Below are 13,981 nucleotides of genomic sequence, written 5' to 3'. Positions count from 1 at the left end.
GATAGCCGTCCTCCATGTTTGGTTCCAACGACGACAAGAAGACCCCAGCTGCGGCTGGCGAGAAAAAAGGCCTGTTCGGATGGCTGCGCAAAAAGCCGCAGGAAACCGTCGTCGAACAGCCCCAGGTTCAACCTGAGCCTATTCCCGAGCCTCTTATAGAAGCCGCACCGGTTGCCGAGACACCGGCGCCCGTGGTGTTGCCTCTGGCCGAGCCGGTATTGCAGCCGGTGGTCGAAGCGGCGCCAGAGCCAGAGCCAGAGCACAAGCCGTGGCCGGAACTGCCGGTGGCCGAGGAGCCTGTTGCGCTGGTCGACGATGTGCAGGCTGAGCATGTGGTGCCGCCGATTCCGCCGGTGATCGAGCCCGAGCTGCAACCTGTGGTCGTCGAGCCGACGCCCGCTGCGGTGCCAGTGCAGGAGGTCGCGCCTGCGGTCATCGCCCCGGCGCCCGCCGAAACCAGCAAGACCGGTTTCTTTGCCCGCCTCAAGCAGGGCCTCAGCAAGACCAGCGCCAGTATCGGCGAAGGCATGGCTAGCCTGTTCCTGGGCCGAAAGACCATCGATGACGAATTGCTCGAAGACATTGAAACCCGTCTGCTGACCGCTGACGTCGGCGTCGAAGCCACTGCGGTGATCATCCAGAGCCTGACCCAGAAGGTCGCGCGCAAACAGTTGACCGATGCCGACGCGCTCTACAAGTCTCTGCAGGCCGAACTGGCAGCGATGCTCAAACCGGTCGAAGCGCCGCTGGTGATCACGCCGAACAAGCCGTTCGTGATTCTGGTGGTAGGCGTCAACGGCGCCGGTAAAACCACCACCATTGGCAAGTTGGCCAAGAAGCTGCAGTCGGAAGGCAAAAAAGTCATGCTCGCCGCCGGCGACACCTTCCGCGCCGCCGCCGTGGAGCAACTGCAAGTCTGGGGTGAGCGCAATAAGATCCCGGTTATCGCCCAGCACACCGGCGCCGATTCTGCGTCGGTAATCTTCGATGCTGTGCAGGCCGCCAAGGCCCGCAACATCGATGTGCTGATTGCCGATACCGCCGGTCGCCTGCACACCAAAGACAACTTGATGGAAGAGCTGAAAAAAGTGCGTCGCGTGATCGGCAAACTCGATGCCGACGCGCCCCATGAAGTGCTGCTGGTGCTGGACGCCGGCACGGGCCAGAACGCTATCAGTCAGGCCAAGCAGTTCAACCAGACGGTGCAATTGACCGGCCTGGCCTTGACCAAGCTCGACGGCACGGCCAAGGGCGGCGTGATCTTCGCCCTGGCCAAACAGTTCGGGTTGCCGATTCGCTATATCGGTGTCGGTGAGGGTATCGACGACTTGCGCACCTTTGAAGCCGAACCCTTTGTCCAGGCACTGTTTGCCGAGCGGGAGCGTTCATGATTCGATTCGAACAGGTCGGTAAACGCTATGCCAACGGGCATGTCGGCTTGCATGAGCTGAGCTTTCGAGTGCGTCGCGGCGAATTCTTGTTTGTGACCGGCCATTCGGGCGCGGGCAAAAGCACCCTGCTGCGCCTGCTGCTGGCCATGGAACGCCCGACCACCGGCAAGCTGCTGTTGGCGGGCCAGGATCTGGCCACCATCAGCAATGCGCAGATTCCTTTCCTGCGCCGCCAGATCGGCGTGGTGTTCCAGAATCATCAGTTGCTGTTCGATCGCACGGTGTTCAATAACGTCGCGTTGCCGTTGCAGATTCTCGGGTTGTCCAAGGCCGAGATCATCAAGCGCGTGGATTCGGCCCTGGAGCGCGTAGCGCTGTCGGACAAGACCGACCTTTACCCCGGCGACCTGTCCACCGGCCAGCAACAGCGCGTCGGTATCGCCCGAGCCATCGTTCACCGTCCGGCCTTGCTGCTGGCGGACGAACCCACCGGTAACCTCGACCCGCGCCTGGCCGCCGAGATCATGGGGGTGTTCGAAGACATCAACCGACTGGGCACCAGCGTGCTGATCGCCAGTCACGACCTGGCGCTGATCGCGCGCATGCGCCATCGCATGCTGACCTTGCAGCGCGGTCGTTTGATCGGTGACGGGGAGGCTGGCGTATGAGTGCAACACGCAGTCCCAAGGTTTCCGAGCGCGTGGCCCCCAAGCCCGCCGACCCGCAACCGAAGAAGAAAAAACACGACGATGACGACGGGCCGGACTTCGGCACCCTGTTACGCGCGTGGATCGAAAGCCATCGCGCCAGCCTGCTGGACAGCCTGCGTCGCTTGGGCAAGCAACCGATCGGCAGCTTTTTCACCTGCCTGGTGATGGCCGTGGCCCTGAGTCTGCCGATGGGTTTGTCGCTGTTGCTCAATAATGTGGAGCGTCTGGGTGGTTCCTGGCAGCGCGCGGCGCAGATTTCGCTTTATCTGAATCTGGACGCCAGCGCCAAGGAGGGCGAAGCGCTGCGCGATGACATCAAGAATATGCCGGGCGTGGCGGATGCCGAGTACGTCAGCCGTGATCAGGCGCTTGAAGAGTTCCAGCAACAGTCCGGCCTGGGCGAGGCGCTCAAGGAGCTGCCGCAGAACCCGCTGCCGGGCGTTGTGCTGGTGACGCCGAACGAGGTCGACAAGACCGCCCTTGAAGCCCTGCGACAAAAACTCGCAGAACTGCCCAAGGTGCAACAAGCGCAACTTGATCTAGTCTGGGTAGAGCGCCTGGCCGCGATTCTCAAGCTGGGTGACCGGTTTGTGTTCGGTTTGACGGTGTTGTTGGTGTCTGCATTACTTTTGGTGATAGGTAATACCATTCGTCTTCATATTGAAAACCGTCGCACCGAGATAGAAGTGATTAAACTGGTCGGCGGCACGGACAGCTATGTGCGTCGGCCTTTTCTGTACATGGGCGCGCTTTATGGCTTCGGTGCAGGGATTTTGTCCTGGGGTGTGCTGGCGTTCGGGCTGAACTGGCTTAACGACGCGGTGGTCGGGCTTGCCGGGCTGTATGGCAGCGATTTCGCCCTGGCGGGCGTGCCGGTTGCCGATGGTCTGTCACTCTTGCTCGGCGCGGTATTGTTGGGGTATATCGGTGCGTGGATTGCGGTCGCACGGCATTTACGTGAGCTGGCACCGAAGTAGTTAATGTCAGATTAATGTGGTTTCGTTTGTATTGACCGTATCAGTGGTTTAGGGAACTTGTCCTACGGTTCCCGGTCAATTTTCGCAGTGCTGAACTGCACGAGTTATGTGAGTCGGAGGTTTTTTCGTATGACCACTTCTTTGCAACCTGCTTATGCCTTGGTCCCGGGTGCGAACCTGGAAGCCTATGTGCACACGGTCAACAGCATTCCATTGCTGACGCCCGAGCAGGAGCGTGAACTGGCCGAGAGTCTCTACTATGAGCAGGATTTGGGGGCGGCTCGGCAGATGGTGCTCGCCCACCTGCGTTTTGTCGTACATATCGCCCGTAGCTATAGCGGCTACGGTCTGGCACAGGCTGACCTGATCCAGGAAGGTAACGTCGGCCTGATGAAGGCGGTCAAGCGCTTCAACCCTGAAATGGGCGTGCGCCTGGTGTCGTTTGCCGTGCATTGGATCAAGGCGGAAATTCACGAGTTCATCCTGCGCAACTGGCGCATCGTGAAAGTCGCCACCACCAAGGCTCAGCGCAAGCTGTTCTTCAACCTGCGCAGCCAGAAAAAACGCCTGGCGTGGCTGAACAACGAGGAAGTCCACCGCGTGGCCGAAAGCCTCGGCGTGGAGCCCCGTGAAGTGCGCGAGATGGAAAGCCGTCTGACTGGCCATGACATGGCCTTTGACCCGGCCGCCGAAGCGGACGACGACAGCGCTTTCCAATCGCCGGCCAATTACTTGGAAGACCACCGGTACGACCCGGCGCGTCAGTTGGAAGATGCGGATTGGAGCGACAACTCCAATCACAACCTTCACGAAGCGCTGGAAGTGCTGGACGAGCGCAGCCGTGACATTCTTTACCAGCGCTGGCTGGCGGAAGAAAAAGCCACGCTGCACGACTTGGCGCAGAAGTACAACGTGTCGGCTGAGCGGATTCGCCAGCTTGAAAAAAGCGCGATGAACAAGCTGAAATTGTCCATCGCCGCTTAACAATGTAGGAGGGGGCTTGCCCCCGATGGCGGAGTGTCAGTCAACTTCTGTGTGACTGATCCACCGCCACCGGGGGCAAGCCCCCTCCCACATTTGTTCTGTGTTGAGTCAGTCGGACCAGGGAGCTTTGCGGGCGTTGTTCAGTTCCACCAGATAACCCTCTCCGCCCAACTGGCTCATCTGTTGTCGAATCCATGCCGCGCGCCGCGCCACGTACGCTGTTGGGTGACTGGCACTCCACACCCGAGGGTTGGGCAACACTGCCGCCAGATAACTGGCCTGCTGCCGCGATAACCCCTTGGCACTCACTCCAAAGTGATGGCGCGCCGCCGCTTCAGCGCCAAATACCCCGTCGTCCCATTCCACGCTGTTGAGGTACACCTCAAGAATCCGTTGCTTGGGCCACAGCACCTCGATCAGTCCGGTAAACCACGCTTCCAGGCCTTTGCGCAGGTAACTACGGCCGGCCCAAAGGAACAGATTCTTCGACACCTGCTGGCTCAATGTGCTGGCGCCGCGTATCGAGCCGCCGCGCTCGTTGTGCGCTAATGCCGCTTGGATCGCGCCGAAATCAAAACCCCAGTGCTGTGGGAAACGTTGATCTTCGCCGGCCATCACCGCTACCTTGAGTTCGTCGGAGATCTCGTCCCATGGCACCCAGGTGCGCTGTAAGTCGATGGGTTCGCCATCGAACCACGACTCGATCTTGCGCTCCACCATCAGCGCAGTGAACGGCGGTGGGACGACACGGAACAGCAGCACCAGCAACACACTGCCAATGGCAAACCATTTCACGACTTTGAGTAAGCGACTGAAGAGGACACGCAGCATAGAGATGGCTTGGCCGAACCCGTTGAGCGGGCCATTATACAGACCCTGCCCGATGAGTCTGACTGGAGTTCCCATGCTGCGTAGTTTTCTGATGTTGGCTGCCTTTTTTGGCTTCACGGGCGTTGCTCTTGGCGCCTTCGCCGCCCATGGCCTGAAAAACCGCCTGAGCGCCGATTATCTGGCGATCTTCCACACCGGCGTAACCTACCAGTTGGTGCATACCCTGGCGCTGTTCGGCGTTGCTTTGCTGGCAGCTCACATTCCCGGTCGGCTGGTGACCTGGGCGGGCGTATCGTTTGTCGTCGGCATCCTGCTGTTCTCCGGCAGCCTGTATGTGCTGACCATGACCGGTATCAGCAAGCTCGGCATCATCACCCCCTTCGGTGGCCTGGCTTTCCTGCTTGGCTGGTTCTTTCTGGGCCTGGCTGCCTGGCGCATGCAACTGACCGCTTGACGCTTGGAGCTGACCTTTGGCGGCCAATCGAGCTAGAATGCGGGCCCCTTAAAACGATGGCGGCCCGTGGCATGCGCATTCAGTTGAACGGCGAATCCTTTGAACTGCCCGACGGTGAAACCGTTGCGGCCCTGCTGACCCGCCTGGAGTTGACCGGACGTCGCGTCGCAGTGGAACTCAACCAGGACATCGTCCCGCGTAGCCAGCACGAGGGCACCACGTTGAGCGACGGCGACCAGGTCGAAGTGGTCCACGCCATCGGCGGCGGCTAGTCGCCCCCTTGGCGCGATGGCGCCGCCCCGGATTCTGCAGAACCTCACCCCATTACGAGGATTTCCCATGAGCATCGTTCGTAACGACAAGCCCTTCGTCCTGGCCGGCCGTACCTACCAGTCCCGTCTGCTGGTCGGCACCGGCAAGTACCGCGACATGGAAGAAACACGCCTGGCCATCGAAGCCTCCGGTGCCGAAATCGTGACCTTCGCCGTACGCCGCACCAACCTCGGCCAGATCGAGGGCGAGCCGAACCTGCTCGAAGTGCTGTCGCCGGACCGCTACACTTTCTTGCCGAACACCGCCGGTTGCTACGACGCCGTCGAAGCCGTGCGCACCTGTCGCTTGGCCCGTGAGCTGCTCGACGGTCATAACCTGGTCAAGCTGGAAGTGCTGGCCGACCAGAAAACCCTGTTTCCCAACGTGATCGAAACCCTCAAGGCCGCCGAAACCCTGGTCAAGGAAGGTTTCGACGTGATGGTCTACACCAGCGATGACCCAATCATCGCGCGCCAATTGGCCGAGATCGGCTGTATCGCGGTGATGCCGCTGGCCGGCCTGATCGGTTCAGGCCTGGGGATCTGCAATCCCTACAACCTGCAGATCATCCTCGAAGAAGCCACGATCCCGGTATTGGTGGATGCGGGCGTTGGCACCGCCTCCGACGCGACCATTGCCATGGAATTGGGCTGCGACGCGGTGCTGATGAATTCGGCCATCGCCCATGCCCAGCAACCGATCATGATGGCCGAAGCCATGAACCACGCCATCGTCGCGGGCCGCCTGGCCTACCTCGCCGGGCGCATGCCGAAAAAACTCTATGCCAGCGCCTCTTCGCCGCTGGATGGTCTGATCAAGTAAGAGCCATTGATGACTGAATCACACGAAACGCCGAACACACCCGAAGCCGACGACGCGTCCAAGCACCGCCGCATCAAGAGTTTTGTGATGCGCGCCGGTCGCATGACCGAAGGCCAGCAAAAGGGCCTGGAGCAAGGTGCGCCGCTGTTCGTGCTGCCGCTTGCCGACGCGCCGGTGGACTATGACCAGGTGTTCGGCCGTTCGGCCCCGCGTTCCCTGGAGATCGGCTTCGGCATGGGGCATTCCTTGCTGGAAATGGCCGCCGCTGCGCCGGACCAGGATTTCATCGGCGTGGAAGTGCACCGTCCGGGTGTCGGCGCGCTGCTCAACGGCGTGCTAACCCAGGGCCTGACCAATCTTCGGGTGTACGACTGCGACGCGATCGAGGTGCTTAACCGCTGCATCGCCGACAATAGCCTCGACCGCTTGATGCTGTTCTTCCCCGATCCATGGCACAAAGCCCGTCACCACAAACGCCGCATCGTGCAGGCTTCCTTCGCGGAGCTGGTACGCAGCAAGCTGAAAGTGGGCGGCATCCTGCACATGGCCACCGACTGGGAGCCCTACGCGGAGTACATGCTGGAAGTGATGAACGTCGCCCCCGGCTACCGCAACCTGGCCGAAGACGGCAAATGCGTACCGCGCCCGGCCGAACGCCCTATTACCAAGTTCGAACGCCGTGGCGAGCGGTTGGGGCATGGGGTGTGGGATTTGAAGTTCGAGAAGTTGGCGTAACTCGCCACTGACTTGCAAGGCAACTCAATGTGGGAGGGGGTAAGCCCCCTCCCACATTTTTTTGTGTTGGATTTGAGATCAGCGGCGATCCGCGACGACCCCAATCAACACCAGCACCACCACCAGCACCGGCGCCAGGCTGTAGTTGTTGAACTGGCTCAACCCGCGCACGATCCACGGGGTGGCGTAGATCAGCGCGGCGCCGCTGCCGATCATGCAGACCAGCGCCATCAAGGGCACGCGCAAGGCGCCGGCGATGCTGCCCAGGCGGGCTTCGACCCAGCCTTTGATGTCGGCGCCGAACAGCACCAGCAAGCAGCCGACCAGTGCCAGGGAGATTTCCGACAGGTTGCTGCGGCTCCAGCGGGATACGGTGGCGAGCAGGTCGAGTACCAAATCCATTCGAATTCCTTAGAGCGTCAGCTCAAAAACTTCTGCAACAGGTCATTGAGAAAGAGTTGCCCGCGGTCGGTCGCCGCCAGGCGTGACGGTTCGACCTGCATTAAGCCGCTTTGTTCTGCGTCGCGGCGCCCTTCGTCGAGGCTGGCCAGGTCCAGGCCTGTGCGCTCTGCGTAGAGCTTGGCGTCGACACCATCGGTGAGGCGCAGGGCGTTCATCAGGAACTCGAATGGCAGTTCTTCGTTGGTCAGCTCCTTCGCGCCGGCCTGGAAGTTTTTGGCCGGGTTGAGGTAGTCCTTCGGTGCGCGGGTTTTCCAGGTGCGCACGATGCGCCCATCCGGGTGGCTGAGCTTACCGTGGGCCCCGGCGCCGATGCCGATAAAGTCGCCAAAGCTCCAGTAGTTGAGGTTATGCCGCGCCGGGCGCCCCGGTTGGGCATAGGCCGACACTTCATATTGCGCGTAACCGTGCTCAGCCAGCAGGGCCTGGCCGGCTTCCTGGATATCCCACAACGTGTCATCTTCCGGCAGCGCCGGCGGCTGGTTCCAGAACACCGTATTGGGTTCCAGGGTCAGTTGGTACCACGACAAGTGCGTCGGTTTGAGCGCGATGGCCTGGCGCAGGTCGCTCAGGGCGTCATCCAGGGACTGATCGGGCAAGCCGTGCATCAGGTCCAGGTTGAAGTTATCGAAACCGGCCTGCCGCGCCATGCCGGCAGCGCGGATGGCCTCGTCGCCGTTGTGGATGCGGCCCAGTGCTTCGAGTTTGTCCTGCTGGAAACTCTGAATGCCGATGGACAAGCGGTTGATCCCCAGCTTGCGATAGGCCACGAACTTCTCTTGCTCGAAGGTGCCGGGGTTGGCCTCCAGGGTGATCTCGATATCGTCGGCGAACGGGATGCGCGCTTGCACGCCCTCCAGCAGACGGCCCAGTGCCGGCGCGCTGAACAGGCTTGGAGTGCCGCCGCCGAAAAAGATCGAGCTCAATTCTCGGCCATAGACCGCGTGCAGATCCTGGTCGAGATCGGCCAGCAGGGCGTCCACATACGCCTCTTCCGGCAACGCCGGGCCGGCGGTGTGGGAGTTGAAGTCGCAATAGGGGCACTTGCGCACGCACCACGGGATATGGATGTACAGCGCCAAGGGCGGCAGCACCGGCAAGGCCGCCCGAGGAGTTTGCGCGCCGCCGTGGATCAGCGGCTGCGCGGAGGTGTTCTGGGTCATTTCAGGCCCAGGCGCTGGCGCAGCAACGCCATGGCGCGGGCGCGATGGCTGATCTGGTTTTTGTCGGCCGGGCTCAGTTCGGCGCTGGAAACATTGCGCTCCGGCACCCAGAACAGCGGGTCATAGCCAAACCCATGCTCGCCACTGGCCGCGTGCAGGATGCGCCCGTGCCACAAACCTTCGCAGAGGATCGGCAGCGGGTCATCGGCGTGCCGCACCAGCGCCAGGACGCAGACGAATTGCGCGCCGCGCTCGGCATCCGGTACGTCCTTAAGAGCATCGAGCAGCTTGGCGTTGTTGGCCGCGTCGCCCTTGCCGTCGGCATAGCGCGCCGAGTAGATGCCCGGGGCACCGCCGAGGAAGTCCACGGCCAGGCCCGAGTCATCCGCCAGCGCCGGTAGGCCGGAGATGCGCGCCGCATTGCGGGCCTTGAGGATGGCGTTCTCGACGAACGACAGGCCGGTTTCTTCCGGCTCCACCTGGCTGAATTCACCAATCGAGTGCAGTTGCACGGATTCACCGAGCATCGCCTGCAGTTCTTTGAGTTTGCCGGCGTTATGGCTGGCCAGTACCAGTTGATTAAGGTTCATCATTCGGCCGGAAACAGTTCTTGGTTGAATTGGAAGCTATGCGCTTTGCCGCCGGTTTCAACGTTGATGGTGAAGGTCTTGTATTCCCGCTGGGTCACTGAGTACGGCGCGAGATAGTTGATGCCACCTTTTTCGTTGATCTGCTTGAAGGTGAGGATTTCGCTCTTGCCGCCCAAATCCTTGATGGTGCCCGTCACTTGCGCGGCCACCGGGGTGACGCCCTTGATCACCGTGACGTTGATCAGACCTTTCTCTTTGCTGCGGACCACGCCGATGTTCTGGGCGGTTTCCGGTTGCAGGAAGCTGGAGGTGAAGGTGTTGTAGTGGACGGTGATATCACCGAAGTCTTTCTTGCGATTAGCGTCGATAGCGTCTGCGGCCATGGCGCTGGCGCCCAGGCACGCGGTCAATAGAAATACAGCCAGGCGGCTCATGAGCGTCCCTCTTGAAAATGATTAGACGGCAATCTTGTGGTCGGCCAGACCGGGGCTGCTGACCCGGTAGATGCCAATTTCGCCCAACAGGTTGGGCCATAGTTTACTCGCCCAGCCGTGACGGTGCTGTTGGTCGACGGCGAGGCGGTTGATCACCTTGGCTTCCCGCTCGCCGCACAGGGCTTCGAAGTCTTCGAAGGTGCAGAAGTGGATGTTCGGCGTGTTGTACCAGGTGTAGGGCAGGAAATCCGAAACTGGCATGCGGCCCTTGGTGGCCAGGTACCAGCGGCAGCGCCAGTGCCCGAAATTGGGGAAGGTGATGATGCACTGACGGCCCACGCGCAGCATTTCGTCGAGGATGCGGTCCGGGTAATGCACGGCTTGCAGGGCCTGGGTCATCACCACGATGTCGAAGCTGTTGCTGGCAAAGTTGCCCAGGCCCTTGTCCAGGTCCTGCTCGATCACGTTGATGCCTTTGGCCACGCACTCGGCGATGTTGTCCGGGTCGTTTTCCAGGCCGTAACCGGTGACTTGCTTGTTGTCCCGCAGCCAGCTCAGCAGTTCGCCATCACCGCAGCCCAGGTCGAGCACGCGGCTGCCGGCGGGTATCCAGTCTTGGATGATTTCCAGGTCGGCTCTCATGGCGTTCTCACACAGTTATGCGGTTCATGTAGTTGCTAAAGGCCTGCAGGTAGCGCGGGATCGGGATCAGGAAGGCATCGTGGCCTTGCGGAGCATCGATCTCCAGGTAGCAGACGTCCTTGCGCGCGGCCATCAGGGCGTCCACCAGCTCACGGGAGCGGGCCGGCGAGAAACGCCAGTCGGTGGTGAACGACATCACGCAGAACTTGGCCTTGGCGGCTTCGAAGGTTCTCGCCAGGTCGTCATCAAATTGGGCGGCCGGGTCGAAGTAGTCCAAGGCCTTGGTCATCAACAGGTAGGTGTTGGCGTCGAAGCGCCCGGAAAACTCCTCGCCCTGATAACGCAGGTAGCTTTCCACCTGGAACTCGACGCTGTGAAAGTCGTAGTTGAGCTTCTCGCTCTTGAGCCCACGGCCGAATTTCTCGCCCATGGAGTCATCGGACAGGTAAGTGATGTGGCCGACCATGCGCGCCAGCATCAGGCCGCGCTTGGGAATCACGCCGGCTTCCTGGAACGAGCCGCCGTGAAACTCAGGGTCGGTGAGGATGGCTTGGCGCGCCACTTCGTTGAAGGCGATGTTCTGCGCCGACAATTTGGGCGCCGAAGCGATAGCCAGGCAATGGCGAACGCGGTCCGGGTAGGTGATGGTCCATTGCAGCGCCTGCATGCCGCCCAGGCTGCCGCCGATTACCGCGGCCCATTGGCTGATGCCCAGCAGGTCGGCCAGGCGGGCCTGGCTGTGTACCCAGTCTTCCACGGTGAGCACCGGGAAATCGGCGCCAAATGGTTTGCCGGTTTCCGGGTTGAGGCTGCTGGGGCCGGTGGAGCCGTTGCAACCGCCGAGGTTGTTGAGGCTGACCACAAAGAACTTGTTGGTGTCGATGGGCTTGCCGGGGCCGATGCAACTGTCCCACCAGCCGGGCTTGCGCTCGTCGACGCTGTGGAAGCCCGCCGCATGATGATGGCCGGACAAGGCGTGGCAGATCAGCACGGCGTTGCTCGCCGTGGCGTTCAGTTGGCCGTAGGTTTCGTAGATCAGGTCATAGGCTGGCAGCGACCGGCCGCAGGCCAGGGCCAGCGGTTCGCTGAAGTGCGCCACTTGGGGCACCACCAGTCCAACAGAATCGGGGGGGAAGGCAGCTGGCATCGACCCTGCTCTCGTCTAAATGAGGCGTAAGTCTAAAGAGCGGGGACCCCAGCGGCAAGCAAAGGCCTGCATGGATGCAATCCAATGGTGCAGATACAAAAAGTGAGAGGGAGCAAGCTCCCTCCCACCGTTGCGGCGCGTCAGATCAGGCCAAACAGCTCTTTGGGCATGAATGCATAGAACGCCAGGCGCGGAATCACCCAACTCTGTATCAGTTGAATGGCAATAAACGCGAAGATCGGCGAAATATCCAGGCCGCCCAGGTTAGGGATCAGGCGACGGAACGGCGCCAACACTGGCTCGGTGATCTGGTAGACCAGTTCGGCGCCTGGGCTGCGGCTGCCTGGGGCCACCCAGGACAGGATCACGCTGATGATCATCGACCAGAACAGAATCTTCAGGAACAGCGAGAAGATACCGATCAGCGCCCAAGGCAACAGCAGCACCGTAAAGGCCTGGTAGCCGTTCAGCATCAGTACCACCACGAACAAAAGGATTTGCAGCAGCAGCGCCAGCACCAGCGAAGACATGTCCAGCCCGAACAGGCTCGGGATCACCCGACGCAGCGGCTTGAGCAGCGGCTGGGTGGCCTTGACCACGAACTGGCACAGCGGGTTGTAGAAGTTCGCCCGCACCAGTTGCAGGATAAAGCGCATCAACACGATCAGCAGATACAGGCTGCCCAGGGTCTGGATGATGAAGATGAGGGCGTCATTGAGTCCAAGCATCATTAATTCCTTCGTAAGGGACGATTATTTGCCCAGTTGCTCGGCCAGCTCGGCCGAACGGTGTGCCGCGGCACCCAGGGCTTTCTCCACCAAGGCTTCAAAGCCACCGGCCTGGAACGATTCAATGGCGGCCTGGGTGGTGCCACCCGGCGAGGTCACGCGGCGGCGCAACTCTGCGGCGTCCACATCGCTGGACACGGCCATATGCGCGGCGCCCAGGGCCGTCTGCTCGGCCAGTTGCTCGGCGACGTCCTTGGGCAGGCCCAGTTTCACGCCGGCGGCGGTCATGGATTCGATGAGTAGAAAGAAATACGCCGGGCCGCTGCCGGACACGGCGGTGACTGCGTCCAGTTGCTGCTCCTGCTCCAGCCACAGGGCAATGCCCACGGCGGACAGCAATTCCTGCGCCTGGTCGCGCTGTTCGGCGCTCACTTGGGCGGTGGCATACAGCCCACTCACGCCCTGGCGCACCAGCGCCGGGGTGTTGGGCATGCAACGTACGATCGGCTGTGCGCCAAGCCAGGCGTTCATGCTGGCGCAGGTGATGCCGGCGGCGATGGACACCACCAACTGATGCGGCTGCAGATGGGGGCGCAGGCTTTCGCACACCGCTTTCATGGCCTGCGGCTTGACCGCCAGTACGATCACGTCGACGCCACGGATGGCCTCGGCGTTATCGGCGAAGGTTTCGATGCCGTGCTCGGCGCTGACGCGGGCACGGGTGTCGGCGCCCGGATCGCTGGCGCGGATCTGCGCCGGCTCCAGCCCCTTGGCCCGTAGACCGCCGATCAGACTGGCCGCCATGTTACCGGCGCCGATAAAGGCAATACGCGTGTTACTCATGACAGGTCCTTACTCAGAGGGAAGTCAGCCATTTCATGGCTGGCCGTAGTCGCGGGCACCAAACAGGGCAGTACCGATCCGCACCCAGGTGGCGCCTTGGGCGATGGCCGATTCAAGGTCGTGGCTCATGCCCATGGAAAGTGTGTCGAGCGGCAGATTCAGGCTGGCTTGCAGGTCGCGCACCGTGGCGAACGCGGCGTCTTGCGCGGCGCGATCATCGGTCGGCTCCGGAATAGCCATCAGGCCACGCAACGTCAGGCGCGGTAGGGCGCTGATGGCGTTGGCCAGTGCCGGCAAGTCGGCGGGCGTACAGCCGGACTTGCTGGCCTCGCCGCTGACGTTGACCTGAATACAAATGTTCAGGGGCGGCAGCTCGGCTGGGCGTTGTTCGGACAAGCGTTGTGCAATTTTCAGACGGTCCACGGAATGCACCCAAGCGAAGTGCTCGGCGATCGCACGAGTCTTGTTCGATTGAATGGGGCCGATGAAGTGCCAACTCAAGGGCAGGTCGGTCAATTCGACCTGTTTGCTCAACGCCTCTTGCAGGTAATTCTCGCCAAAGTCACGCAGGCCGGCGGCGTAAGCTTCGCGCACGGCTTGAGCGGGTTTGGTCTTGCTCACGGCCAGCAAGTGGACGCTGTCGGGGTCACGTTGCACGGCCTCGGCCGCGGCGCGGATGCGCTGGCTAACCAGGCCAATGTTGTCTGCTATCGTCGACATTCAAGTTGCGCCCGTGGATATGGAGTCCGCGGCATTCTA

Annotated in this window: 18 protein-coding genes; 8 read left to right on the top strand and 10 right to left on the bottom strand. The window is 61.5% G+C overall.

What is annotated here, in order from left to right; all coding sequences use genetic code 11:
• Positions 1 to 14 precede the first annotated feature (14 nt).
• The 4 genes from ftsY (at position 15) to rpoH (ending at position 4,062) form a co-directional block, all read left to right on the top strand.
• A complete protein-coding gene (ftsY, locus tag ABX75_RS07905) occupies positions 15 to 1,391 on the top strand; it encodes a signal recognition particle-docking protein FtsY (protein ID WP_034101291.1) in 1,377 nt (458 codons plus the stop codon).
• The gene (gene ftsE, locus ABX75_RS07900) at positions 1,388 to 2,059 is read left to right on the top strand and encodes a cell division ATP-binding protein FtsE (RefSeq protein WP_003176700.1); all 672 of its coding nucleotides are present in this window, start codon (positions 1,388 to 1,390) and stop codon (positions 2,057 to 2,059) included. Before ftsY ends, ftsE begins: the two co-directional genes overlap by 4 nt.
• The gene (ftsX, locus tag ABX75_RS07895; RefSeq protein WP_034101290.1) at positions 2,056 to 3,078 is read left to right on the top strand and encodes a permease-like cell division protein FtsX; all 1,023 of its coding nucleotides are present in this window, start codon (positions 2,056 to 2,058) and stop codon (positions 3,076 to 3,078) included. The genes ftsE and ftsX overlap by 4 nt, the downstream gene beginning before the upstream one ends.
• A 129-nt stretch (positions 3,079 to 3,207) precedes the next feature.
• Positions 3,208 to 4,062 carry an RNA polymerase sigma factor RpoH gene (gene rpoH, locus ABX75_RS07890; protein ID WP_005792286.1) on the top strand — a complete coding sequence of 285 codons (855 nt, stop codon included), beginning with the start codon at positions 3,208 to 3,210 and terminating at the stop codon, positions 4,060 to 4,062.
• Between the two features lie 108 nt (positions 4,063 to 4,170).
• Here the strand turns inward: rpoH and mtgA are convergent, their stop codons facing one another.
• Positions 4,171 to 4,893: a monofunctional biosynthetic peptidoglycan transglycosylase gene (gene mtgA / locus ABX75_RS07885; protein ID WP_047881721.1), complete on the bottom strand. Its 723-nt coding sequence runs from the start codon at positions 4,891 to 4,893 to the stop codon at positions 4,171 to 4,173.
• Positions 4,894 to 4,966: 73 nt separating this feature from the next.
• On the opposite strand from mtgA, the gene ABX75_RS07880 reads away from it, so the two are divergent.
• The 4 genes from ABX75_RS07880 (at position 4,967) to trmB (ending at position 7,216) form a co-directional block, all read left to right on the top strand.
• A complete protein-coding gene (locus ABX75_RS07880; protein ID WP_034139680.1) occupies positions 4,967 to 5,347 on the top strand; it encodes a DUF423 domain-containing protein in 381 nt (126 codons plus the stop codon).
• Positions 5,348 to 5,418: 71 nt separating this feature from the next.
• On the top strand, positions 5,419 to 5,619 hold the full coding sequence (thiS, locus tag ABX75_RS07875; protein WP_034101286.1) for a sulfur carrier protein ThiS: 201 nt from the start codon (positions 5,419 to 5,421) through the stop codon (positions 5,617 to 5,619).
• A gap of 67 nt (positions 5,620 to 5,686) precedes the next feature.
• Positions 5,687 to 6,481, top strand: a complete 795-nt coding sequence (locus ABX75_RS07870; RefSeq protein ID WP_034101284.1) for a thiazole synthase — start codon at positions 5,687 to 5,689, stop codon at positions 6,479 to 6,481.
• Positions 6,482 to 6,490: 9 nt separating this feature from the next.
• The gene (gene trmB, locus ABX75_RS07865) at positions 6,491 to 7,216 is read left to right on the top strand and encodes a tRNA (guanosine(46)-N7)-methyltransferase TrmB (protein ID WP_034101282.1); all 726 of its coding nucleotides are present in this window, start codon (positions 6,491 to 6,493) and stop codon (positions 7,214 to 7,216) included.
• A gap of 78 nt (positions 7,217 to 7,294) precedes the next feature.
• Here trmB and ABX75_RS07860 read toward each other — a convergent pair whose 3' ends face one another.
• The 9 genes from ABX75_RS07860 to ABX75_RS07820 all read right to left on the bottom strand — a co-directional run bounded on the left by ABX75_RS07860 (position 7,295) and on the right by ABX75_RS07820 (position 13,942).
• On the bottom strand, positions 7,295 to 7,618 hold the full coding sequence (locus tag ABX75_RS07860) for a DUF3392 domain-containing protein (protein ID WP_016972961.1): 324 nt from the start codon (positions 7,616 to 7,618) through the stop codon (positions 7,295 to 7,297).
• A gap of 17 nt (positions 7,619 to 7,635) precedes the next feature.
• On the bottom strand, positions 7,636 to 8,838 hold the full coding sequence (gene hemW / locus ABX75_RS07855) for a radical SAM family heme chaperone HemW (RefSeq protein ID WP_047881720.1): 1,203 nt from the start codon (positions 8,836 to 8,838) through the stop codon (positions 7,636 to 7,638).
• Positions 8,835 to 9,431: an RdgB/HAM1 family non-canonical purine NTP pyrophosphatase gene (rdgB, locus tag ABX75_RS07850; RefSeq protein ID WP_082136134.1), complete on the bottom strand. Its 597-nt coding sequence runs from the start codon at positions 9,429 to 9,431 to the stop codon at positions 8,835 to 8,837. The genes hemW and rdgB overlap by 4 nt, the downstream gene beginning before the upstream one ends.
• A complete protein-coding gene (locus ABX75_RS07845; protein ID WP_034101278.1) occupies positions 9,428 to 9,862 on the bottom strand; it encodes a DUF4426 domain-containing protein in 435 nt (144 codons plus the stop codon). The genes rdgB and ABX75_RS07845 overlap by 4 nt, the downstream gene beginning before the upstream one ends.
• Positions 9,863 to 9,883: 21 nt before the next feature.
• On the bottom strand, positions 9,884 to 10,504 hold the full coding sequence (metW, locus tag ABX75_RS07840) for a methionine biosynthesis protein MetW (protein WP_034101277.1): 621 nt from the start codon (positions 10,502 to 10,504) through the stop codon (positions 9,884 to 9,886).
• A gap of 7 nt (positions 10,505 to 10,511) precedes the next feature.
• The gene (locus ABX75_RS07835; protein WP_034139676.1) at positions 10,512 to 11,651 is read right to left on the bottom strand and encodes a homoserine O-acetyltransferase; all 1,140 of its coding nucleotides are present in this window, start codon (positions 11,649 to 11,651) and stop codon (positions 10,512 to 10,514) included.
• Positions 11,652 to 11,791: 140 nt separating this feature from the next.
• Complete coding sequence (locus tag ABX75_RS07830; RefSeq protein WP_047881718.1) at positions 11,792 to 12,379, bottom strand: YggT family protein; 588 nt, start codon at positions 12,377 to 12,379, stop codon at positions 11,792 to 11,794.
• 24 nt (positions 12,380 to 12,403) lie between these two features.
• Positions 12,404 to 13,222, bottom strand: a complete 819-nt coding sequence (gene proC / locus ABX75_RS07825; protein WP_034101272.1) for a pyrroline-5-carboxylate reductase — start codon at positions 13,220 to 13,222, stop codon at positions 12,404 to 12,406.
• 33 nt (positions 13,223 to 13,255) lie between these two features.
• Entirely contained in the window at positions 13,256 to 13,942 is a 687-nt protein-coding gene (locus ABX75_RS07820) for a YggS family pyridoxal phosphate-dependent enzyme (RefSeq protein WP_034101271.1), read from the bottom strand.
• Positions 13,943 to 13,981: the final 39 nt, after the last annotated feature.

The organism is Pseudomonas sp. ARP3 (assembly GCF_001029595.1).
Classification (GTDB): Bacteria; Pseudomonadota; Gammaproteobacteria; order Pseudomonadales; family Pseudomonadaceae; genus Aquipseudomonas; species Aquipseudomonas rhodesiae.
Note: the sequence above shows the minus strand (reverse complement) of the source record. Positions and strands in the feature narration are given on the sequence as shown.

What these genes read in the sequence shown, in the direction of transcription:
- ftsY (WP_034101291.1), top strand. Translation starts at nt 15, where the DNA reads ATGTTTGGTTCCAACGACGACAAGAAGACCCCAGCTGCGGCTGGCGAG.
- ftsE (WP_003176700.1), top strand. Translation starts at nt 1,388, where the DNA reads ATGATTCGATTCGAACAGGTCGGTAAACGCTATGCCAACGGGCATGTC.
- ftsX (WP_034101290.1), top strand. Translation starts at nt 2,056, where the DNA reads ATGAGTGCAACACGCAGTCCCAAGGTTTCCGAGCGCGTGGCCCCCAAG.
- rpoH (WP_005792286.1), top strand. Translation starts at nt 3,208, where the DNA reads ATGACCACTTCTTTGCAACCTGCTTATGCCTTGGTCCCGGGTGCGAAC.
- mtgA (WP_047881721.1), bottom strand. Translation starts at nt 4,893, where the DNA reads ATGCTGCGTGTCCTCTTCAGTCGCTTACTCAAAGTCGTGAAATGGTTT.
- ABX75_RS07880 (WP_034139680.1), top strand. Translation starts at nt 4,967, where the DNA reads ATGCTGCGTAGTTTTCTGATGTTGGCTGCCTTTTTTGGCTTCACGGGC.
- thiS (WP_034101286.1), top strand. Translation starts at nt 5,419, where the DNA reads ATGCGCATTCAGTTGAACGGCGAATCCTTTGAACTGCCCGACGGTGAA.
- ABX75_RS07870 (WP_034101284.1), top strand. Translation starts at nt 5,687, where the DNA reads ATGAGCATCGTTCGTAACGACAAGCCCTTCGTCCTGGCCGGCCGTACC.
- trmB (WP_034101282.1), top strand. Translation starts at nt 6,491, where the DNA reads ATGACTGAATCACACGAAACGCCGAACACACCCGAAGCCGACGACGCG.
- ABX75_RS07860 (WP_016972961.1), bottom strand. Translation starts at nt 7,618, where the DNA reads ATGGATTTGGTACTCGACCTGCTCGCCACCGTATCCCGCTGGAGCCGC.
- hemW (WP_047881720.1), bottom strand. Translation starts at nt 8,838, where the DNA reads ATGACCCAGAACACCTCCGCGCAGCCGCTGATCCACGGCGGCGCGCAA.
- rdgB (WP_082136134.1), bottom strand. Translation starts at nt 9,431, where the DNA reads ATGATGAACCTTAATCAACTGGTACTGGCCAGCCATAACGCCGGCAAA.
- ABX75_RS07845 (WP_034101278.1), bottom strand. Translation starts at nt 9,862, where the DNA reads ATGAGCCGCCTGGCTGTATTTCTATTGACCGCGTGCCTGGGCGCCAGC.
- metW (WP_034101277.1), bottom strand. Translation starts at nt 10,504, where the DNA reads ATGAGAGCCGACCTGGAAATCATCCAAGACTGGATACCCGCCGGCAGC.
- ABX75_RS07835 (WP_034139676.1), bottom strand. Translation starts at nt 11,651, where the DNA reads ATGCCAGCTGCCTTCCCCCCCGATTCTGTTGGACTGGTGGTGCCCCAA.
- ABX75_RS07830 (WP_047881718.1), bottom strand. Translation starts at nt 12,379, where the DNA reads ATGCTTGGACTCAATGACGCCCTCATCTTCATCATCCAGACCCTGGGC.
- proC (WP_034101272.1), bottom strand. Translation starts at nt 13,222, where the DNA reads ATGAGTAACACGCGTATTGCCTTTATCGGCGCCGGTAACATGGCGGCC.
- ABX75_RS07820 (WP_034101271.1), bottom strand. Translation starts at nt 13,942, where the DNA reads ATGTCGACGATAGCAGACAACATTGGCCTGGTTAGCCAGCGCATCCGC.